The sequence below is a fragment of the Flagellimonas crocea genome (genome assembly GCF_033441595.1).
GTDB classification, from domain to species: Bacteria; Bacteroidota; Bacteroidia; order Flavobacteriales; family Flavobacteriaceae; genus Flagellimonas; species Flagellimonas crocea.
The window spans coordinates 45817-67365 of record NZ_JAUZVX010000003.1 but is presented as its reverse complement, the minus strand read 5'-3'; the positions used below and the strand labels follow the sequence as shown (position 1 = coordinate 67365).

16 protein-coding genes are annotated in these 21549 nt (G+C 43.7%); 6 read left to right on the top strand and 10 right to left on the bottom strand.

The window, feature by feature from the left end; translation table 11 throughout:
* Complete coding sequence (locus tag SD449_RS09800; RefSeq protein ID WP_318310316.1) at positions 1-5559, bottom strand: alpha-2-macroglobulin family protein; 5559 nt, start codon at positions 5557-5559, stop codon at positions 1-3.
* Positions 5560-5853: 294 nt separating this feature from the next.
* On the opposite strand from SD449_RS09800, the gene SD449_RS09795 reads away from it, so the two are divergent.
* Complete coding sequence (locus tag SD449_RS09795) at positions 5854-8568, top strand: outer membrane beta-barrel protein (RefSeq protein WP_318310314.1); 2715 nt, start codon at positions 5854-5856, stop codon at positions 8566-8568.
* Here the strand turns inward: SD449_RS09795 and SD449_RS09790 are convergent.
* The 6 genes from SD449_RS09790 to SD449_RS09765 are packed head-to-tail and all read right to left on the bottom strand — an operon-like array spanning position 8565 to position 12247.
* Complete coding sequence (locus SD449_RS09790) at positions 8565-9059, bottom strand: hypothetical protein (protein WP_318310312.1); 495 nt, start codon at positions 9057-9059, stop codon at positions 8565-8567. The two genes, SD449_RS09795 and SD449_RS09790, sit on opposite strands and share 4 nt — an antisense overlap.
* A 52-nt stretch (positions 9060-9111) precedes the next feature.
* Positions 9112-9900 (bottom strand): TPM domain-containing protein, encoded by a 789-nt coding sequence (locus tag SD449_RS09785; protein WP_318310311.1) that lies wholly within the window; start codon positions 9898-9900, stop codon positions 9112-9114.
* On the bottom strand, positions 9881-10318 hold the full coding sequence (locus SD449_RS09780; RefSeq protein ID WP_207035443.1) for a TPM domain-containing protein: 438 nt from the start codon (positions 10316-10318) through the stop codon (positions 9881-9883). Before SD449_RS09780 ends, SD449_RS09785 begins: the two co-directional genes overlap by 20 nt.
* A 3-nt stretch (positions 10319-10321) precedes the next feature.
* Positions 10322-10921 carry a LemA family protein gene (locus tag SD449_RS09775; protein WP_318310309.1) on the bottom strand — a complete coding sequence of 200 codons (600 nt, stop codon included), beginning with the start codon at positions 10919-10921 and terminating at the stop codon, positions 10322-10324.
* A 19-nt stretch (positions 10922-10940) separates the two neighbouring features.
* The gene (locus SD449_RS09770; protein WP_207035448.1) at positions 10941-11270 is read right to left on the bottom strand and encodes a MerR family transcriptional regulator; all 330 of its coding nucleotides are present in this window, start codon (positions 11268-11270) and stop codon (positions 10941-10943) included.
* On the bottom strand, positions 11270-12247 hold the full coding sequence (locus SD449_RS09765; RefSeq protein ID WP_207035450.1) for a M23 family metallopeptidase: 978 nt from the start codon (positions 12245-12247) through the stop codon (positions 11270-11272). The genes SD449_RS09770 and SD449_RS09765 overlap by 1 nt, the downstream gene beginning before the upstream one ends.
* Positions 12248-12351: 104 nt before the next feature.
* Between SD449_RS09765 and alaS the strand changes: the two genes are divergently transcribed.
* The 4 genes from alaS to SD449_RS09745 all read left to right on the top strand — a co-directional run bounded on the left by alaS (position 12352) and on the right by SD449_RS09745 (position 18387).
* Positions 12352-14964, top strand: a complete 2613-nt coding sequence (gene alaS / locus SD449_RS09760) for an alanine--tRNA ligase (protein WP_318310306.1) — start codon at positions 12352-12354, stop codon at positions 14962-14964.
* A 110-nt stretch (positions 14965-15074) separates the two neighbouring features.
* Positions 15075-16034 carry a GSCFA domain-containing protein gene (locus SD449_RS09755; protein WP_318310304.1) on the top strand — a complete coding sequence of 320 codons (960 nt, stop codon included), beginning with the start codon at positions 15075-15077 and terminating at the stop codon, positions 16032-16034.
* Positions 16035-16649: a DUF4230 domain-containing protein gene (locus SD449_RS09750; RefSeq protein WP_207035455.1), complete on the top strand. Its 615-nt coding sequence runs from the start codon at positions 16035-16037 to the stop codon at positions 16647-16649.
* Positions 16650-16704: 55 nt separating this feature from the next.
* The gene (locus SD449_RS09745) at positions 16705-18387 is read left to right on the top strand and encodes a M1 family aminopeptidase (RefSeq protein WP_318310302.1); all 1683 of its coding nucleotides are present in this window, start codon (positions 16705-16707) and stop codon (positions 18385-18387) included.
* Here the strand turns inward: SD449_RS09745 and SD449_RS09740 are convergent.
* From SD449_RS09740 to SD449_RS09730, 3 genes are all read right to left on the bottom strand, one after another.
* Complete coding sequence (locus SD449_RS09740; protein ID WP_318310301.1) at positions 18384-20135, bottom strand: aromatic amino acid hydroxylase; 1752 nt, start codon at positions 20133-20135, stop codon at positions 18384-18386. The genes SD449_RS09745 and SD449_RS09740 overlap by 4 nt on opposite strands.
* A gap of 101 nt (positions 20136-20236) precedes the next feature.
* The gene (locus SD449_RS09735) at positions 20237-20809 is read right to left on the bottom strand and encodes a DUF4136 domain-containing protein (protein ID WP_225605342.1); all 573 of its coding nucleotides are present in this window, start codon (positions 20807-20809) and stop codon (positions 20237-20239) included.
* Positions 20810-20869: 60 nt separating this feature from the next.
* Complete coding sequence (locus tag SD449_RS09730) at positions 20870-21031, bottom strand: DUF5522 domain-containing protein (protein WP_207035463.1); 162 nt, start codon at positions 21029-21031, stop codon at positions 20870-20872.
* Positions 21032-21205: 174 nt separating this feature from the next.
* On the opposite strand from SD449_RS09730, the gene SD449_RS09725 reads away from it, so the two are divergent.
* The gene (locus tag SD449_RS09725) at positions 21206-21535 is read left to right on the top strand and encodes a hypothetical protein (protein WP_207035465.1); all 330 of its coding nucleotides are present in this window, start codon (positions 21206-21208) and stop codon (positions 21533-21535) included.
* Positions 21536-21549: the final 14 nt, after the last annotated feature.

The window sequence follows — 21549 nt, the reverse complement described above, 5'->3', positions numbered from 1 at the left end:
TTACTGAACTATTTTGACCCACTGTCCTTTGTTCCGGGCTTGGTAGTTGTTGTCGTACATCGCTTCAGCTTGGGCACCTGGCAAATAATAGTCACCCAAGAACGATGCATTCAATTTGATGGTAAAGACTTTTGATTTTTTGGCATCCAAATCGAAATACAGATGCGTTCGGTCGTCCCGTGTATCTACATAATCCGCTTTGGATGCATTTTCATTGTTCCCGCTTACAAAAGAGGTGTCCACAATTTCCCATCCGCTGGGCACAATGTGCGTCAGGGCCACATTGTCAATATAGTCATCGGAATTGTTGAAGATGGTCACTTTTGCTTCGAATTCTGTTCCCTGTCTCAGTTCATTTATATTGACGGAATTGCCCAATGGGTCTTGGTAGTTCACGGACAACCTTAGGTTTTGCTGTTGTGCCAACTCTTCGCCAACGGGTAATTTTCCAGTTTGGGTAAGGGTCGCGTAAATGATGTTTCCTTGATTGTTTTTCAGTTCGATTTCCTCTTTAAAGGAAGTCACGGAAAGTTCCCGCTGTGCTATGGCCCTATCGGTTTTGACATTAATGTTCTTTCCATTGTTGGTAAAGGTAAGGTCGATGGACCTTCCCCCATTCTTCATCACCATTTTGGACAAAGCCAAGAGAGCAAAAGCTGTTTCTTGGGTGCTATACCATTGCTGTGATGATAAATTTTTGGCCAAGGAAACGGCCAGTTCCCTTTGTTGTGGGTCACCCAAAATCACCATGGTTTCCAGCGCCATGGCACGGTTTCTGAAAACCGAACCATAGGTTCTGTAATTGTAGTTATTGGGTTTAAAGTTGATGTTTGCCTTTTGAGCGATGGCTTCTGCCACCTCCTTTTTCCCAACAAGGGCATAAGCAGCGGCCAATCTCCATTTGGCTTCATTGCTAAGGTTTGCGGTTTCGCGTAAACGGTTCATTGCGGCCAGTTCGGGTTGTTGTGCCAAGGCCAATGTGTACAATCGATATGCTTGTGAAACATCATCGTTGTAATAGGTACTTTGGTTACTCCATTGACGCGCTGCATTCTTTTGGTATCTCAACCAATTGCTCAAGAAGGTCAACGGAAGTTGGTATCCTTCTTTTTTGGCTTCCAACATAAAATGCCCGGTGTAGGATGTTCCCCAATCATCGGCATTGCCGTAACCTGGCCAGTAGCTTAATCCGCCATTGGGAATTTGGAAATCGCTAAGTCGGTCAATGGCAGCTTTTACATTTTTCTCAATCTCCTTCTTTTTATCAAAAGTGATGTCCAATACATCTGCCAAGAACAATTGAAGGAATGCTGCGGAAGTGGTTTGCTCCACGCATCCGTGTGGGTAGCGCAACAGATAATCCATTCGTTTGGAGAAATCCATCGGTGGAAGCGTAGAGAATTCTATGAATGCTTCATTAGTGCCCGATGTGCCAAAAGTTTCCATTGAAATGGTCTGGGAACCATTTGGGTCGAGCGTGTACAATTCACTTTTGGTGGTTACAGGATTTGGATTTTCCACATCGATTTCGGTCTCGTTGGATGCGCTTTCGCCACCCCCCGTAGCGGTAACTTTTATGGTTTGGAAAGATGATGTTGTGTTGACTTTAAAATCAAAGTTGACAATTTGCTCCCCAACCGCATCGAACGTAATGTTCTTGGAAGTACCGTTGATGGGTTCCAATGCTTTTCCTGCATCAATATTGACCTTTACATTTTTTACTTTGGACTCCATTGCAAATACCGTCACAGGAATCGTCACGGTCTCCCCAGGAGATAATTTTCGTGGAATGGAGGTCAGCACCATCAAAGGTTTGCGTACTGGGGTTGTTTTTTCAGCATTTCCGTAAGCACTGTTCGGATTCCCTGCAACGACCATAGTTCGGACCGAACCTACATAGTTCGGCATATCAATGGTATGTGATGCTTTTTCTCCTGCCTTTAAGGTAAACGGACCCAAATAAGTGACTACAGGTTTAAAACGTTGTGCTTTTCGGTTTTTGGCGCCAGCTCCAATACCACCACCACCAATGGCGTAGATGTTGTCCACACTCACGGAATAGGCTCCCATAACATCGTCAAAAATGTCGAAAGTCTTCACGCCCAAAGCTTGTCGGGCATAGAAAGCACTATGGATATCTGGAGTGGTAAAGCGTGTCAGGTCCAAAAGGCCATCATCTACCACGGCCAACGAGTACGTCATTGGTTTTTTGTTGGCTTCGGACACTGTGACCTTGTACGATGTTTCTGGTTGCAGGACATCGGGCATGCTGATTTGTGGCTCCAAGAATGTGGCTGGATTCTCCACCAAAAGTGGCACAACACCGTACAAACGGATGGGTAAATCGTTCTTAACCTGACTGTGTGGTTGCAATAAGGAAATGTTCACGTAGGCATTCGGTGCCATTTCTGCGGTAATCGGAATGGTGGCGCGAGTTTCTTTGGCTGAAGTTTCTATCCATTGTTGGGAGAGTACCTCTGTACCGTTTTCGATGCTGATTAAAGCGCGACCGCCCTTGTCCGATGGGAAGGTTACCGTGGCTTCTTCCCCAAGAGTATATTTTTCCCTGTCGGTGGAGAAAATCAAAATTTTGGAACTCTCGGTATCTGCGGATGCTGGTCTACGCCACCAATTGCGGTAAAAATAGGCTGTACGTCCCGTTGCATGTCCCGATACTTCATCCATAACTCGAATGAGATAGCGTCCACCTTGTTCATCGGGAACATTGATGTTGAAATTGGCCTTGCCATCGCTTCCCGTGGTCACTTCCATTTCTTTGAACGATCGGTGGACTGTTGCATTTTCGTAGCGTGACAGGTTATCGTAACCACGGTTCCACCACCAGCGCCATTCAATTTCAAATACCTGTACTTTTAGTTTTCGATTGCCTGATGGATTTCCTTGCGCATCTACGGTAACCACATCAAAGGTGTTGTTGTCATCGGTCAATAAAGAGCCGTATTGTTTTGGGTCGGGAGAACGAAGTCCCACAAAATTTGAAAATGGAGCCAAATTTTTGGAGAACACATCTATGGAGAAATCGCCACCTCCTTCAAACACTTTTGTGGTAAAGGTGGCTTGCAACATTCCTGGGGCATTGCCGTTCACATCAATTTTTTTATTGATATCGAGCACACCATTGGCGTCCAAGTTTGATGATATCCATTGCAGTTCAGTTTGGTTGAAGGTGCGTACAGGGTCTTGGAAAACATAACCTTTGTACTTAGGAAATGCTGTGGAAGTCTCGCTCAAGGTGGCATTGATGTCTATTTTAAGGTTGCGTGCAGGAGCGCCATGTAACCATTTTACTTCTGCTTTTCCTCTATTGAAGGAATTTGCCTCCAATACTTCATCATCAAAAGCGAAATCCACTTTTAATCGGTTAGGTTTTACCGTGGCCACTTTCAGGGTTTTACTGAACTGTGCACCTCCCACAATTACTTTGGCAGACCAGTTTCCAGTGGGGGCGGTAGCTTCAGTTGGAATGGGGAAGTAGTAGAAATTCTTTTCTTTTTTTGCGTACAGACCATCGGCAACGGGAATACTGCCTTCTTTTAAAACATGACGTTGCACCAGTTTACCACGTGCATCACTGACTTCCAAAGCTACGGGATGCCCTTTGGGCAAAGGGTTGGCATTGTCATCCAAAACAAAGGTCAAATGGATGATATCGCCCGGTCTGTGTACACCTCTTTCGGTATACAAATAACCTTGCAATCCTTTTTGCAGCTCCTCGCCGGAAACATCAAATTTACTCAGGGACAATGCATTTCCATCCGCTAGTTTTGCATAGGCAAAATTGTTGTTATGTTCTGCCACCGCAAAGGCAATGCCCTTGTCGCTATCGTAAACAGAAAGACCTTGTGGATCGGTTGTAACCTCGCCGATATATTGCTGTTGATAGTTGTAGAGTTTTATTCTGGCTCCTGACACGGGTTGGGTGGTGAGTAAGTTGGTTACGGCAAAGTGATGGGAGCGGTTGCTTCCCTTTTTAACGATAAGCCCTAAATCGCTACCCAATAAATTGGTCGCTGCTATTCTTTCGTAGTTGTAGTATGCAGAGTGGCAAGGGTTGTCCCGTTCTTCCCAATTGTAGTCATAGTTTCTGTAATTATAGATTTCGTTGTTCCAATAGCGCTCTTCTTCGGAGGCTTCATCGGAGCTTTGCTCCAAAGCATATTCGGTAGTGGATTCTTCTGTTTCAGCGCTATCGCCACAATCGTAAGAGGTATGTTCTTTCTTAAAACTGAACTCCACCCGATACAACGAACCGGGGTTTATTTTTATCAACTCCGATAAATCGAGACCGTGGGCCTGCCAGTAGCTGGAATTTTGGTTGCCGTCTTTTGTGAGCGGAATCACTTTGTAGGCTACCCTGCGTCCAACGGGTCTAAAATCGGGGCTGTAACTTTCGGTCAAATCATAGTTTTGGAGATACTGGAGCATATTGTCCTGATACACTTGAATTACACGAACTTCAACGGCAGCAAGGTTGACGGTTTCAAAATAAATGGGCGTGGATGACGCATTGGGGAGAATGGTTCCTTTGGAAATCAATCGAACCGCCGGTTTGAGCTGCTCAAAAGAGACCAGTTCGGAAAAGTCATTTTTCAACGTGAAACCATATTCACTTTTTATTCCTTGAAAGGCATTGATGCGCACCTCACCTAAAATGCGATTGGACGGGTAGACGCTTAAAACGTTGCCGTTGATTTCATATCGAACGCTTTCCGCATTTTCAATGGTGACCAAACCATTTAGGTTTTGGTCTTGCTTTAAGGGTTCGGAGAAATTTAGGGTAAGCACAGCATTTGGTGATGATGTGGTCTTGGCATCAATAATCACAAATTTGTTTTTGCCAGGAATTGTATAATTTTCCGAGCCTTTATTGTCAATATTGAATGCATCGCCTGTCCAATTGATAATAAGTTCGCTATCGTCCGTTTTTCTGGAAATGCTGTCAATTTTAAAACTGAAGTACTGTGCGTTTTCCGAAATATTGTCCCATTTCACGGGGATAGTTTTATCTCCTTGCTTTACGGAAAGTACCGTTTCTATTTTGGATGCTTCCAAAACATCCGAAGCATCCAAGGTACCCGTGAGGTATTGCCAATCTTTGCTGTAGGACTGTAAATCTCCTAGATTGATTTTGAAATTTGGCGCAATGGTCTTAAAACTAAAAGTGTACGTCTTAAACTCACTTTTTATATCCTCGAAGAGTTTGTTGAGCTTCAGGCTAACAGTATATTCCGTATTTGGTTTTAAATATTCTGTTGGTTGAAAGGTGAGTTCCCTTCCGTTTTCAATGATGAGTTTGCCATCAACCTTAGGAGAAATCTCCAAATATTCTTTGGGAAGTTCTTGGGTCAGTTCAAACTGTTCCAATTGTTGGGCCAACGCAATGGTAATTGGAGTAGAAATACTTTGATTGCCGTTGGTGTGATAACTGATGTAATCCTTGAACTTGAAAAGATTATCGGTTTCAGAGCCGCCCTTTTTTTTGCAAGATGCGACTAGAATAAGTAGGGCAATAAGAATGGTTTTGTAGGATCGAGACATGAGAAGACTAGTGTTTTTTATTCAAAAGTTAATCTGAAAGCAAGATACTTAAAATTGAAAAGCGGCATGGCATAAGTTTACGGATGGTGCTTTTGAGTTTACGTATGAAGGTCGGGGGATAATTTTCTCAAAGTTTCGTTAAAAGTGCCTTTACTTAATTTACCAATCCGATATTTAGCAGTCTAAACACCATAAGTAACCATACAAGACAGATTCAAATTGGGAAAAAATTACCTTCACTACGCTTTAATTCTATTATTTTTTTCGTTTTCCACTGCACAAAGCCAAGACTTTTTGGTCAAGGGAAAAATTGTTGATGCAGCCACAGGAGCACCAATCGAAGCCGCTACCATTTACGCGGAGACCTTAAGGGACAGTACGTTGATCACTTACACCATAACCAACGCCGAAGGAATCTTTGCCTTGGAAGGAAAAACGGCTTACAAAAAGGCAAGGTTGGCTTTTTCCAGTAATGGCTTTACTCCCCAAGCACGTGAGGTGATGCTGGAACCTGTGATGGAGATTGGAACAATTAAAATGGAGGAACGGGTGCAACAATTGGATGGGATAGATTTAATTGGTGAACGCGTTCCAATAACGGTGAAGAAGGATACGCTGGAATTTAATGCCGATTCCTTCAAGACCAGACCAGACGCAACCGTGGAAGATGTATTGAAAAAACTCCCCGGTGTGGAAGTGGCCAGTGATGGTACCATAACTGTTAACGGAAAAGAGGTCAATCAAGTGCTCGTAAACGGTCAAGTGTTCTTTAGCACCGACCCGAAGGTGGCGACCAAATCACTTTCCAAAGATGTGATCAGCAAAATTCAGATCACGGATACCAAGACCAAGGAACAAGAGTTTACCGGAGAGTCCGGCAATGGAGAAAACAAGACAATCAACCTTACCCTAAAAGAGGACAAGAACAAAGGGTATATGGGGCGCTTGTCCGGTGGTTATGGCACGGACGACCGCTATCAGGCCAATGGCCTTCTGAATTACTTTAACGATACCGAGAGAATCAGTGTTCTTGGGAGTAGCAACAATATCAACAACCCTGGATTTTCTTTTGATGAAATCTATGAAATGGTCGGGAATTCCCGAGGCGGAGGCATCAGGTTTAGTCAGAACGGCTCCTTTTCCATTGGAAATGTGTCCTTTGGTTTTGGAGAGGGAATCATTACTTCGTCTACCATAGGAGGGAGCTACGCGAACCAGGACAAAGGCAAGTATAAGGTGGATGGAAACTATTTTTACGCTTACAGTGATTCGTATAATGATGAGCGTATTTCAAGGGAGAATATTCTGCCCGATGGCCGGTTTTTCACTGATACCGAAACCAATTTTGTGGGCAGCACCGTCTCCAATCAAGCAGCTACCAACTTGGAGTTTGATGTGGACAAAACCACAAGGATTACGATACAGCCCAATTTGAGCATGAATACTACCAACTCATCCAATTTAGAAAACACGGTTTCTTCCGACGAAGATGGGAACCTGCTGAACGACAATACATCCATTCAGTTTACGGATGGTTTTCAGCGTAATTTCAGCAATAGACTGGAAATCATGAAAAAGTTGGACACGTTGGGGAAATATGTCAGGGTATATTTCAATAATGACAATCGTGTGAGCGACTCCGAAAGCATCCTGAATTCGGAACGGAATATTTATGGTGACAATCCCGGTCAAAGTATTTTGGACCAAAGGACCATGGTGGACAACTCCAACAACGGTTATGAGATTGGTGGGTCTTTCAGGCAACCGTTGAACAAGGACCTCTATTTGGACTTTCGGTATAGCTATGAAAAAAATGAGCAAAAGAACGAGCGTTCTGTTTCCGATTTTGACGAAGGTCTGGGCGAATATGTCTTTAATGAGACCTTAAGTTCTGATTTTGACTTTAATGTGGGCAAGCATATCCCCGAATTCGGATTTGGTTCCAATGGTAAAAAGTTCCGGTTTAATATCAGGGCCCGTCTGGAACAAATAGATTTGAGCAACGAAGATTTTATACAGGCCACTTCCTTTTCCAAAGACTACAGTAACCTCCTTTTTAGCTCCTACGCAAACTATACCTTTAGCAACAATAAGCGGATGAGCTTGAATTACAGGTCCCAGTTGGACGTGCCCTCCATTAACCAAATGCAGCCGGTGCCCAACGTGAGCAATCCCTTGAACATAATTCAAGGTAACCCCAACTTGGACCCTCAGATTAACCATAATTTTTATTTGAATTTCAATAACTACAATTGGAGGGAAAGAACCGGGATTTTCTTTTGGGCCAATTTGGGTATAGATGAGGACAGGATAGTATCCAGCACTACAACGGATGAAGACTTCATCAGAACGACAACTTACCAAAATGTAAAGGGCAATTACAATGCGGCGATGGGCATCAATTACTCAAAACAGATTAAAAAGGATAGTCTTTACACCTTAAAATTCACCCTGAGGCCCAATGCGAGCATTAACAAGCAGGTGGGTTTCACCAATGGGTCCCAACTAGAATCCAGCACTTTTGCAATCAGGCCCAGCGCGGGACTTTTGTTCAACTATAAGGAAATGCTGGAGATTGAACCCGAGTACACTTTGGCCGTAAATGCTACGCGATATAATTTGGACAATGTGGAAAATGTAGATTTTACCACACACAACCTATCTTTTAAATTGACCTCTTACTGGCCAGAAAACTTGGTCTGGGGTAATGATATCACCTATAGTTACAATGGTAACCTTGGTGCAGGGTTTGATAAGGACGCCATATTTTGGAACATGAGCTTGGGCCTACAAATGTTCAAGAAGAAGGCTACCTTGAAAATATTGGCATACGACCTTCTCAATCAGAACATCAACACCAGAAGAACCACTGGACAGGATTTTATTCAGGATTTTCAGGGTACCGCACTTAAACGTTACTTTATGGGCAGCTTGACCATAAAATTTGATTCCTTTGGAGGAAGTGGCGCTCCAAATAAGGGAGGAGGCCCAAGGTTTATCAGGTTTTAATCAAGGTTGGGAATATAGACAGTTGTAAGAACAGGAAGAGATGATGGCTCTACCAAATCATAAGAATAGTTATCTATGGTAAAACTCTCCAAGGTGGTGTAGCCACCACAACAATCATCATTATCCTGTGGCAGACTTGTTTCAAAATTTATATTGAATGACTCGTCTTCGTCAAGAGTAATTGTAAAGCTCTTTTGTCCAAAAGATGTGGTTGATACGGGAATGGCCAGATAGACACCCATTTCTGAAAATTCTTCAACTGTGAATGTTACTTCATTGCTATCCTCATTGATGATTTCTATCAAATCGACATTGATGGTGCCATTTTTCAATAAATCTTCATCATTGTCTGGATGTAAAAATTGAAGATAGATAGTGTCATCGACCGCTGCACATAAAACTAACGAACAATCCAAATCCGTCGAATTGTCATCCGATCCGCAGGAAACCATCACAATTGTAATAAACAGGAGAAGAAACTTTTTGGCCATAACATTTTATCCAGAAGATGATGAAATAATGCTATGGTTGCTTTGATTGCGGTTACCATCCGCCAGAGGCGCCTCCACCACCGAAGCCTCCGCCTCCAAAGCCACCACCGAAACCACCGCCGCTAAATCCTCCTCCGCCTCCAAAACCACCGGAAGAACCGGAACTGCGGCCCATATTGCTCAGTATGATCATGTCCCAGATGCTTGGGCCTCGACCTCCACGGCCTCCAAGGCCTCCCCCGCCTTTATTTTTGCGGCTCCAGAGAATTATGATGATGATAAAAAAGATGATGATCGGAAAAAGTGCGTCGATCGGGAATTTTTTACCGCTGCGCAAAGAGCGATCTTCGGTAAACTCTCCGGTGAGTACTTTAAAAATGGCATCCGAACCTTTGTCCAGACCACTGTAGTAGTCCCCTTTTTTAAATTCGGGAATGATTACGGTTTCAATGATGCGCCTAGACATCAGATCCGTAAGCCTGCCCTCCACGCCATAGCCTGTATTAATGGCAATTCTACGGTCGTCCCTAGCAAGAAGTATAAGCACCCCATTGTCCTTGTCCGCCTGCCCGATGCCCCATTTTTGGCCCCATTGTGCACCCAAGAAATTGATTTCCTCCCCTTCTGTGGAACTGATTATGGCCACAACAATTTGGGTGGAAGTACTATCGGAGTACCGGACTAGCTTTTGTTCCAACGCGTTGCTCTGCGATGGGGACAATAGGTCCACGTAGTCGTAAACGCTCGTCTGTTTTTTGGGTTTATCGGGTATGGTGAACTGCCCCCAAGCTAGGGAAACACATAAAAAAGCCAGTAAAAAACTACCCTTTGGATATTGCATCGTTCAGTTCGTTGATATCATTTTGATTCCATGGAAAATGGGCCTGCAATTCTTTGCCGGCTATCAATATTCCATCAATGATACCTTGTTTAAAATTTCCTTTTTTAAAGTGCGAAGCGATCACATCCTTGGTAGTATCCCAAAATCCTTTGGGAACGGCCCTATCAATGCCCTCACCGCCATAGATGACAAATTTTCTGTCGTCTACGGCCACATATAAAAGCACCCCATTGCCCTCTTTGGTATTGTCCATTTTCAGAAAATGAAAAATTTGCTGGGCCCGACTAAAATGGTCTATTTTGGAAGTGGATTCAATATGTACGCGGATTTCTCCGGAAGTATTTTTTTCAGCTTCTACAATGGCGTTTACAATATCGCTTTCTTCCTCGGCAGTTAAAAATTCTTCTACGTGCGACATAATTTAGTTGAATTCGAAGTTCACATCGGGGGCGTTTTCGGAACCGGCATCGGACCTAAATAGAGGTATGGCATCAAAATTTCCTATGCTGGCCACAATGTTCGTTGGGATTTGCTGAATTTTGATGTTGTATTCTCCTGCCAGATCATTAAAGCGGTTACGTTCCACATTGATTCTGTTCTCGGTGCCTTCCAACTGCGATTGAAGCTCCAAAAAATTCTGGCTTGCTTTCAGATCTGGATAACGTTCCACAGTGACCAATAATCTGGATAAGGCAGAAGATAATCCCGTTTGGGCCTGTTGGAATTCGGCCAATTGTTCCGGTGTAATATTGTTTGCATCAATATTGGTGGATGTGGCTTTTGCTCTCGCTTCAATGACATCTGAAAGGGTTTCGCGTTCAAAATCCGCGGCACCCTGAACCGTTTTTACCAAGTTCCCGATCAAATCACTTCTACGTTGGTAGGAGCTCTCCACATTGGCCCATTGTTTCGTGGCCTGTCCTTTCATGTTGATGAGGTTGTTGTTGGTTCTAACATACCAACCCACGACGATTACGCCAATCAACCCGAGGACAATAATGGCTATGATACCTTTTTTCATTTTCTATTGGTTAAAGTGTTTATAGTTGTTCTTTGATCTTAAGCAGTTCCGCTTTTACCTTTTGTAGTTTTTGAATCACTTCAAAATTGGAAAGCGCCTTTTGCTTTTCTTCCTTTAAATGCGTTTTGGCCCCGTCCAAGGTAAACCCACGTTCTTTTACCAAGTGATAGATCAATTGAAGGTTTTGGATATCCTGTGGCGTGAATTTACGATTGCCTTTCGCATTCTTTTTGGGTTGGAGCACATCAAACTCTTTCTCCCAAAAACGGATTAGAGAGGTGTTTACCCCAAAGGCCTTGGCCACTTCGCCAATGCCATAATATCGTTTTTCGGGTAGGTCTACGTGCATTAATCCAGCGATTGGTTCTCTTGGTTCGCCAACCTGAGCATGTTATCAAATTCTTCAGCTGACAAACTTCCGTAGTAGAAGTTAATGGGGTTGATACGTTCCCCGTCCTTGAACACTTCGTAGTGAACGTGTGGTGCCTGGGAACGCCCTGTGCTGCCAACAAAGCCGATAAGGTCGCCTCTTTTGACTTTTTGACCGACCGTTACATTGTATTTGCTCATGTGGCCATATAGCGAGATATAACCGTACCCATGATCGATACGGACGTGTTTTCCATAACCTGAGGACCTATTGTCGGCCCGAACCACTTTTCCATCACCTGTGGCATATATTGGTGAACCCCTGGGAGCGGTAAAATCCATTCCCCAGTGCATTTTACGGGCTTTGGTAAACGGGTCGGATCGCCAACCGTAACCTGAGGCCATTCGGGTAAGATCTTCGTTGCTTACAGGTTGAATGGCTGGAATGGAAGCCAATAGTTTTTCTTTCTCTTCGGCCAATTTGGCTATTTCATCCAAGGATTTGGATTGTATCACCATTCCTTTTTGGATGATGTCCAAACGCTTGGTGGCATCAATAATAATCTCGGAATTGTTGAAGCCTTCAAGGTCTTTATAGCGGTTTATACCACCAAAACCAGCTCTTCGCTGTTCTTCGGGTATCGGATTCGCCTCAAAATATAAACGGTAGATGTTATTGTCCCTTTCCTCGATATTGGCCAAAACTTGTTCCATTTGGTCCATTTTACGGTTGAGGATATCGTATTGGAGCTCATAGTTTCGAACCTCGCGTTCCAAGGACAGTTCCTTGGGCGTATTTACCCATCGGGTGTTCAAAAGAATGATCAGTCCAAGGAAACCAAATAACGCGGAACCCAACAAGAACAGGAAAATGTTCCTATATCTTTTCGATTTCTTCGGCTCGATCTTTCGGTACGAAAGCGTGTCGGGGTCGTAATAGTACTTTACTTTAGACATGAATGGATTTTATCCTATTTTTGCTCACTCATTTTAAACAGAACAAACAAATATAAAAATTGTTTTGCTTAAACTGTTAAATTTAAGAAAACCCTAGGAATTCAATGACATCCCAAGAAGTTAGAAACCAGTTTTTAAACTTTTTCAAAGAAAAGAACCACAAGATTGTACCATCGGCGCCCATGGTAATGAAGGACGACCCTACCTTGATGTTCACCAATGCAGGTATGAACCAGTTCAAGGAGTACTTTTTGGGGAATTCCGTGCCAAAGCACAAACGCATCACGGACACCCAAAAATGTTTGCGGGTGAGCGGCAAGCACAACGACCTCGAAGAAGTGGGCAAGGATACCTATCACCACACCATGTTCGAGATGTTGGGCAACTGGAGCATTGGGGATTATTTTAAAAAAGAAGCTATTGCGTGGGCATGGGAATTGCTTACCGAGGTATATAAAATAGATAAGGACAGTCTTTACGTTTCAGTTTTTGAAGGAAGCGAAGAAGATAATCTGCCGCTCGATCAAGAAGCATACGATCTGTGGAAGGCCATTGTTCCCGAAAACAGAATCATCAAAGGGAACAAAAAGGACAACTTTTGGGAGATGGGCGACCAAGGTCCCTGCGGACCCTGTTCGGAAATCCATGTGGATATTCGTTCCAAGGAAGAGAAGGCCAAAGTTGATGGAGCTTCCTTGGTCAATCAGGACCATCCACAGGTGGTGGAAATCTGGAACTTGGTATTTATGCAGTTCAACCGAAAGGCCAACGGCAGTTTGGAGCCACTTCCAGAAAAGCATATTGATACAGGTATGGGCTTTGAGCGCCTTTGCATGGTGCTCCAGGGCAAGCAATCCAATTACGATACCGATGTTTTTACCCCTCTGATACGTGAAGTGGAAATTATCACGGGCAAAAAATATGGCACCAACGAAGAAACCGATATCGCCATCCGTGTCATTTCCGACCACGTGCGTGCAGTAGCTTTTTCCATTGCCGATGGACAATTGCCTAGCAATACAGGAGCGGGTTACGTCATCCGAAGGATTTTACGCCGTGCCATTCGCTACGGATTTACATTTTTGGATACCAACAAACCGTTTATCTACAGATTGGTCAAGGTGTTGAGCGAACAGATGGGCAAGGCCTTCCCAGAATTGAAGGAGCAATACCAATTAATAGAGAACGTCATCAAAGAAGAGGAAAGCTCTTTCTTGAGCACTTTGGAGCAAGGTTTGGTGTTGTTGGATTCCGTGATCAAATCATCAAAAGATAAAACCATTGCAGGCGATAAGGCTTTTGAACTCTATGATACGTTCGGGTTTCCGATAGATTTGACCTCCTTGATTTTAGAGGAGAAGGGCTATCAATTGGATACGGAAGGGTTTGAAAAAGCATTGAAAGCCCAAAAAGACCGCTCAAGGGCAGCATCCGAAGTGTCCAAGGACGATTGGAACATATTGATGACCGATACCGAACAGGAATTTATCGGTTATGATAGTTTAGAGGCCAACGTGAAGCTGGTGAAATACCGAAAAGTCACCAGTAAAAAGGATGGCGATCAGTACCAATTGGTGTTCAATTTGACCCCGTTCTACGCCGAAGGTGGTGGACAGGTTGGGGATAAAGGGTATTTGGAAGCACCAAATGGTGATGTCACCTATATTGTGGATACCAAAAGGGAAAACAACGAGATTGTTCATTTTGCCAAGTCGTTGCCCAAGGAAGTTTCAGGAACCTTTAAGGCTGTTGTAGATCAAAAGCAAAGAAGGAGAACAGAGTGCAACCATACGGCAACGCACCTGTTGCATCAGGCCCTTCGGGAAGTTTTGGGAACCCATGTGGAACAAAAAGGTTCCGCGGTACATTCCAAATACCTACGATTTGATTTCTCCCACTTTTCAAAATTGACCCCAGAAGAATTGCAGGAAGTGGAAAACTTTGTCAATTCCCGTATTGATGGACAGCTTCCTTTGGAAGAAAGTCGCAATGTTCCCATGCAAGAAGCGATGGAGCAGGGTGCAATGGCACTTTTTGGAGAAAAATATGGCGATACGGTACGAACCATCCGCTTTGGTCAATCCATTGAACTTTGTGGGGGTACCCACGTGAAGAACACGGCTGATATTTGGCATTTTAAAATTGTTTCGGAAGGGGCGGTTGCTGCTGGAATCCGAAGAATCGAGGCCATTACCTCCGATGCCGTTAAAGAATTTTACTTCAACAATAACCGTATGCTCCTAGAGATCAAGGATATGTTGAAGAATTCCCAAGATCCCGTGAAATCCGTAGCAAGTTTGCAAGAGGAGAATGCAGCACTTAAAAAACAGGTGGAGCAATTATTAAAGGACAAGGCGAAAGGGCTCAAAAACGAACTGATTGCTGAATTGGAAGACCTGGGCGGCACCAAGTTTTTGGCCAAAAAAGTGGATTTGGATGCAGGTGGCATCAAAGATTTGGCCTTTGAAATGGGCGGTCAAGTAGACAATTTGTTCTTATTGCTAGCTTCAGAAAACGATGGGAAGGCTATCCTGTCCTGCTATATCTCCAAAGGTTTGGTGTCGGAAAAAGACCTGAATGCTGGAACCATTGTCCGAGAACTGGGCAAGTACATTCAAGGAGGTGGCGGTGGACAACCGTTCTTTGCCACAGCGGGGGGTAAAAATCCTGCGGGAATCCCCGAAGCGCTGGATAAGGTGTGGGATTATTTAAAATAACGTATTGTCATTTTAAAATCAGGACACCTGTCTGCCGCAGATAGGCGATTTTTCTTTGGTTTCGACTTCGCTCAACCACCAAAAAATCGAACTGATAATTTATCAAATTAATGGAACTACAAACAAAGATACCTTTAACGCCCAGCGATAATTCCATCGATTATCAAAGTAAGTTGGTGCTGTTGGGGTCCTGTTTTGTGGAAAATATAGGCGAGAAGCTGGACTACTTTCAGTTCCAACAATTACAAAATCCCTTTGGGATATTGTTCCATCCGTTGGCCATTGCGAATTTGGTTGAAAGAACCATTGAGGAAAAAGCATATCGACAAGAAGAGATTTTTGAACAGAACGGTATTTGGCACTGTTTTGATGCGCATTCCGATTTGCGTTCCGATGATCCCGAAGCCTTATTGAATCTGCTCAATCAACGACTGGACGAAACCAAAGCGGGTCTGGAGACTTCATCCCATATCATCATCACCTTGGGAACGGCTTGGGTGTACGAGAATAATTCATCAGGGAAAACTGTGGCCAATTGCCATAAGGTTCCGCAGAAGCAATTCACCAAAAAACTATTGAGCGTAGCCGAAATTGAAACTAGCCTTCAAAAAATGATAAGCTTGATTCAAAATGTGAATCCAAAGGCACAGATTATCTTCACTATTTCGCCTGTTCGCCATTTAAAAGACGGTTTTGTGGAAAACCAACGAAGCAAAGCAAATTTAATAACTGCCGTTCACTCTGTTTTGTCATCTCGAGCGCAGTCGAGAGAACTGTCCTATTTTCCGTCCTACGAAATTATGATGGACGAGCTGCGCGATTACCGTTTTTATGGTAAAGATATGGTGCATCCAAACTTGTTGGCTGTGGATTACATTTGGGAGCGTTTTAAATCGGTCTGGATTTCATCAAAATCCTATTCCGTTATGGATGAAGTCGATGCCGTTCAAAAAGGATTGCAGCACCGCCCGTTCAACCCCGATTCCGAAGGCCATCAAAAGTTCAAAACATCGCTCCGCGCAAAAATTACGTATCTTCAAGAAAGGTTTCCTTTCATGAAATTCGAATAAATGAAGAGAATATTAGTAGGAGCGGTAATAGCGTTGGCCTCGGTTCTGATCTACAAGTCGTGCACCGATGACCGTGAGCAAAAATCCATTTTGGAAGAAAATTCCATGCTCATTCAGCAGGAACTCCGCAACGTTTCCAAGTTAGTGGTTACCGAAGGCCATTTTGCCGAGGTGTACAATTATAAAGACTCCAAAGAATTGTTCGGACCTTTGGTCACGGCCCATAAAAAGGCACTGGTGGTCGTGAATGCCGATGTCTCCATTGCCTACGACCTATCCCAAATAAATTATGATGTGGATGAAGAAAATAAGGTCTTGACCATTACCCAGATTCCTGAACCTGAAATAAAAATAAGTCCCGATTTTGAGTACTACGATGTCACCGCGGATTATTTGAACCCCTTTAATGCAGGTGATTACAACGCCATCAAACGGAACGTAAATGCGTCTTTGATGAAAAAAATAGAGGCTTCCTCTTTACGTTCCAATGCAGAAAACCGTTTGGTGAGCGAGCTTTCCCGAATTTTGGTGCTCACCAATACCATGGGCTGGACATTGGTTTATGAAAATGTCCCCGTGGAAAATTCGGAACAGTTGAAAACTTTTTTGGATTAAGCTGTCACATTTTCCATTTTGATGCGTCTATATGGTACATCAATCAATCAATACCATGTTTAAAAGAGTACTGCTAACCGCCCTTTTAGCCACTTTTCTATTTTCCTGCCAGCAACGCCCCGAATCCGATATCAGCTATGAAATTTCTGCCGTGATGGTGGATAGCGTTCCACAGCTCAAAATTAAAATGACCTTGAAGGCAAGTCCCGATGGCACCACCACACTGTCCTTTCCCAATGAGGCATGGGGGCAGGAAGGTCTTCACAAAGCGTTGGGCAAAATGCAACTGCTGAATGTAGAGGGAGCCGTTGAAAAGGACGCAGATAGTAGCCGCATAGTTCTGATGCATCCAAAAGACGTCGAGGAATTGGAGTTTGAATATTTCTTGAAACAGGATTTCGAGGGAGATGTTTCTACCAGAAAAATATACCGCCCCATCATCAACAAAACTTATTTTCATGCATTTTCCCATAATATGTTCATGATTCCAGAAAATGCAGGGGAAAGCGAGGACATTCTTCTGGATTGGACCTCTCTTCCAGAAGAATACACCATTCATAACAGTTTTGGCAGCAAAGAAAAAATCCAATTATTGAAGGATCAGAATGTGGGCCTTTTCAGCAATGCCATATTTGTAGGGGGAGATTTTAGGGTCTTCAACGGCGAGATACAGGGGAACAAAATCAGTTTGGCCACCCGTGGCGAATGGATACCCTTCAAGGACGAGGAAGTTTTTAAGGTATTGGAAGAAACCCTTACGTACCAACGCAATTTTTGGAACGATCACTCCCAAGAATATTTTACGGTGACCATGCAGCCTTTTCCGCAAGAGAATGGCAGCAGTTTTCAAGGCACGGGCCTGACCAATTCGTTTGCCACCTCGGTCTCCAATAACGACCAAACGGAGATTGGTCAAATGGTGTATCTCTTCAACCACGAGCTGATGCACAACTGGATCGGACATACCATCAAAAACGATAACGAAGAGGAACAATATTGGTTCAGTGAGGGATTTACCGAATACTATACCTTCAAAAACATTGCAAAGAACAAGATCAATGGATTGGACGGCACTTTTTTTATAGAGGAACTGAACAGGACCATTCGGGATTTGTACGCATCATCCGTAGCGGAGGCACCCAATTCCGAAGTCAACTATGATAATTTTTGGACCAACTACGAGTATTCCAAATTACCCTATTGGCGAGGTGCGATTTTTGCTTTTTACTTGGATCAGAGCATCCAACGGATAAGCGGAGGTGAAAAAAGTTTGGACGATGTGATGCATCAAATTTATGCTGATGTTACCACAAGTGATCAAAAATTGACCCATGACTATTTTATTGGTGTGATGAAAGACTTTTGGGATGAGGATTTTGAAGCTGTTTTTCAAAAGCATATCGAAGAAGGTCAAAAAGTGGATTTGGTAGCCCTGTTTGATGATTTAGGGTTGGATTACAGCCCCGAAAGCGATATTTATGAGCTTGGATTTGAATTTACGGAGGACAGAAAAGGTATAGCCAGTGTTGTAGAGGGCAGTAAAGCTTGGGAAGCTGGTGTGCGTGAGGGGGATGAGGTATTTTCACGTAGTATTTGGCAGGGCAGCATTGACCACGAAGCTGAACTGGGCCTTAAACGCAACGGGGAAAGGATAAACATTGCTTTTTACCCCATTACCAAAGCGGCGGTGCCGCAACTCAAGCCCACTTCCGAAAATGTGGAAAAACTAGGGTTTTAACTTACCAAAGTGCCGTTTACCAATTGCAGGCCGTCATCAATTAAATGCCCTACCTTGGGGTTGTCCCGTTTTATTTGCTCCAAGTGGTCCAAAATCTCCTGCTGAAACTCTACGTTGTTGTCCTGTTTGGCCAGTTCGTATAGCTCAACGGGCAAAAGCCAATCTTTCGGGTGGTCCCTTTTTAGGGCCTGGAACACTTTATTTCGGGAAATCGTAGTGTTTTTTCCTTCCCTAAAATGTCTGATCTGTTCATAGAAACGTTCCAGTTGCAACCTCTTCTCATCTTTTTTCGATTTGATGGTGCTTTCCGTAACCTTATGTGTGGTCAGGTCGAAACTGTTCAAATCTGCGGGACCATTGTAAGCGGAAACAATGTGTTGGCCAACAGCCATATGATAGAGACCCCACTCGGGTTCAAATAAGATTTTATCGTTGTGGGTAACGGTACAATTTTCCAAAGTGATGAGGATAATTTTTCCCATTAGGTTACGGGTGCCCGTAACAATGGTTCCCTCCACTTTGATACCGCCTTCAAACTCAAGGGCAATCTGTTCGCCCTCATAAATTTTATAGGCCTTGAGGTCACGTGGTCCCATATCTTCAATGGCAATGTTGATGCCCTTCAATTTACCGATAGGGGAGCCGAAGCCATCCTTATGGTGGGCAATACTGTGTCCGACCAATTCTTTTTCACGGTAGGCCAACGCCGTTCCGCCTGTGGTTTGAATGTAAATCGGTTTCCCATCATTTTCGGTGACATTGCTAAACTCTCCCGAGATTTGCAGCCCAGTACTCAATTCGATGGTGCCCAAAGCTTGGGAACCGATCAGTTTTTTGATTCCTGAAAGTCCTCCAGTCCGCACGGCCATGGTATTGGCAAAATCTTCCAAGACCTGACTCAAAAAGGCGAAATCGGGCGTCACGAACAACTGGGGTTGCGGTTTGGTGATATCAAACTCCGTGTGGGCCGCTTCAATGGAGTACGGAATCTTTTTGACCTTGTCCGTCATGCACCACGCACTTTCCCCGATGGAGGAGAGCAGTCCCGCACCATAAATTTTTGGGTTCTCCACAGTGCCGATCAAACCGTATTCAACGGTCCACCAATGCAAATTTCGGATAAGTGCCATTTCACTGGGTTCGCCCATATTCTGCTGAAGGTGGTCGATATGTTTTTCGGCCTCCTCAATGTCGCTTTGGGGCGTACCGTTGGCCTCTTTGATGATGGAAAGATGGCGCACTGCGTTATAAAGTTCATAATCCTTGGCACTGGAAATGGCCTTGCAACCAATTTCCCCAAACCTACGCAAATATTCTGCGTATTCTGGATTCGCGATAATGGGAGCGTGTCCAGCCCCTTCGTGGATAATATCGGGGGCGGGAGTGTATTCAATATTTTCAAGCTGGCGAATATCCGAAGCGATGACCAGAACATTGTACGCTTGGAATTCCATAAAAGCAGAGGGCGGTATAAAACCATCGACCGCAACAGCTGCCCATCCGATTTCCTTCAGGATTCGGTTCATCCCGTACATATTGGGAATGTGGTCTATGGAAATCCCGGTTTTTTTTAATCCATCCACATACGATTTATGGGCCACCCTGCTGAGGTAATCCACGTTCTTCCGCATTACATAGCGCCAAACCGCTTGGTCAATGGCGGTGTAGTCTTCATAATTCTGTGGTTTTATGAATTGTTTGAGGTGCTTTGGTAATTTATCCAGAATTGGATTGGACTCGTAGCTCATACGTCAATTTTTATGCGACTTAAAGATACGAAAACGGGAACGGAAATTCTCTTAAGGAAAGTTAAGGACAATAAAAAACCGCCCAATGGACGGTCTATATTTTAATTGGAGGCCACTGTCATTTGCGGTGGGTACTCTTCCAATATCTGGGAGACAAATTCTTTGATGCGCTGTTCCTTTTTCTCAATATTCGAGGTATTGTTCAATGTGCCTACGCCGCGTCCCTGCCATACCAATTCCTTTTTGTCGGCATCGATAACGTCAATGTACAGGGAACCTTCGGTGCGGGTGCTCACATTGTTGCCGCCTCCCCAGCCCCAGCCCCAACCGGGACCCCAGGCCCAAGGACTATAAAAACCGCCCCAGCCCCAACCGTAGTTGTTGTAGACATCGACACGTTCGCGTTCCTTGGTGAAAATACTGATCAATACATCCGGGTTGTCGGATTTTACGAATCCGCGGGAACTCAATTCGGCCTCAATGGCCCTTAAAATTCTTTTCTTGTCCAAATCCGAGATTTGGGCCTTGTCTATTCCTGTTTTATAAAAAGCATAGCTTTTATAGGTATTAAAGTTGGCTTTTTGATCGTAATCGGAAACTACGCGTACGGAAGTACAGGAAGCCAAAAGCCCAAAGGAAAAGGCAATGAGTGCTAAGTGTTGTAATCTTTTCATAGTACAATTTTTAAATTCTTGAGATGTAATCAATTAAGTCGCAAATATTATGCCGAAAAATTAAACTTGGGTGTTGGTTTTTGAGTTATATCCATAGGGACAATGTCGACAGCCACTCTCACAGCAATAACCACGTTTTAGGTGGTATTTTTCGGTAAACACCCGGTACCCTTGTTCCGATAAGTAATAATCACCCTCTTCCAAGGGAATGTGTTCTTTCATGTAAGGCACTAATTTTGCTACTTAAATTTAAGGGTTTCATGGGAAAAAGACGAAAGTTTTAACCTTTTCAATACAAGGTTATTCACCGAAAATGTTGATCTTATTTTGTATTGAGTCAAATTTTCGCTGCTTTTTGCTGTTATATTTGTAGTGATAACCTAACCATTTATCAATTTGATACTAGTCTTTAAACATTTCTTCTATAAAAATTATGTGGGGCTCTCCCTATGGCCCTTCATCATCTTAAAGGAAGATTCCCTAAAGACCGATGAGGTGCTCATCAACCATGAACGCATCCACCTGAAGCAACAGCGCGAACTGCTGATCTTGCCTTTTTATGTTCTCTATATTTCTGAATGGCTTTTCCGAACCGTGCGCTATATGGACAGTTACCGAGCCTACCAGAACATCAGTTTTGAACGTGAGGCCTATGCCAATGAAAAGGATATGCAGTATCTTTCCAAGCGTAAAACCTTTGGTTTTTTACAGTACTTGACCCGTTAATTCTTTGGATTGAA

What these genes read in the sequence shown, in the direction of transcription:
- SD449_RS09800 (WP_318310316.1), bottom strand. Translation starts at nt 5,559, where the DNA reads ATGTCTCGATCCTACAAAACCATTCTTATTGCCCTACTTATTCTAGTC.
- SD449_RS09790 (WP_318310312.1), bottom strand. Translation starts at nt 9,059, where the DNA reads ATGGCCAAAAAGTTTCTTCTCCTGTTTATTACAATTGTGATGGTTTCC.
- SD449_RS09785 (WP_318310311.1), bottom strand. Translation starts at nt 9,900, where the DNA reads ATGCAATATCCAAAGGGTAGTTTTTTACTGGCTTTTTTATGTGTTTCC.
- SD449_RS09780 (WP_207035443.1), bottom strand. Translation starts at nt 10,318, where the DNA reads ATGTCGCACGTAGAAGAATTTTTAACTGCCGAGGAAGAAAGCGATATT.
- SD449_RS09775 (WP_318310309.1), bottom strand. Translation starts at nt 10,921, where the DNA reads ATGAAAAAAGGTATCATAGCCATTATTGTCCTCGGGTTGATTGGCGTA.
- SD449_RS09770 (WP_207035448.1), bottom strand. Translation starts at nt 11,270, where the DNA reads ATGCACGTAGACCTACCCGAAAAACGATATTATGGCATTGGCGAAGTG.
- SD449_RS09765 (WP_207035450.1), bottom strand. Translation starts at nt 12,247, where the DNA reads ATGTCTAAAGTAAAGTACTATTACGACCCCGACACGCTTTCGTACCGA.
- alaS (WP_318310306.1), top strand. Translation starts at nt 12,352, where the DNA reads ATGACATCCCAAGAAGTTAGAAACCAGTTTTTAAACTTTTTCAAAGAA.
- SD449_RS09755 (WP_318310304.1), top strand. Translation starts at nt 15,075, where the DNA reads ATGGAACTACAAACAAAGATACCTTTAACGCCCAGCGATAATTCCATC.
- SD449_RS09750 (WP_207035455.1), top strand. Translation starts at nt 16,035, where the DNA reads ATGAAGAGAATATTAGTAGGAGCGGTAATAGCGTTGGCCTCGGTTCTG.
- SD449_RS09745 (WP_318310302.1), top strand. Translation starts at nt 16,705, where the DNA reads ATGTTTAAAAGAGTACTGCTAACCGCCCTTTTAGCCACTTTTCTATTT.
- SD449_RS09740 (WP_318310301.1), bottom strand. Translation starts at nt 20,135, where the DNA reads ATGAGCTACGAGTCCAATCCAATTCTGGATAAATTACCAAAGCACCTC.
- SD449_RS09735 (WP_225605342.1), bottom strand. Translation starts at nt 20,809, where the DNA reads ATGAAAAGATTACAACACTTAGCACTCATTGCCTTTTCCTTTGGGCTT.
- SD449_RS09730 (WP_207035463.1), bottom strand. Translation starts at nt 21,031, where the DNA reads ATGAAAGAACACATTCCCTTGGAAGAGGGTGATTATTACTTATCGGAA.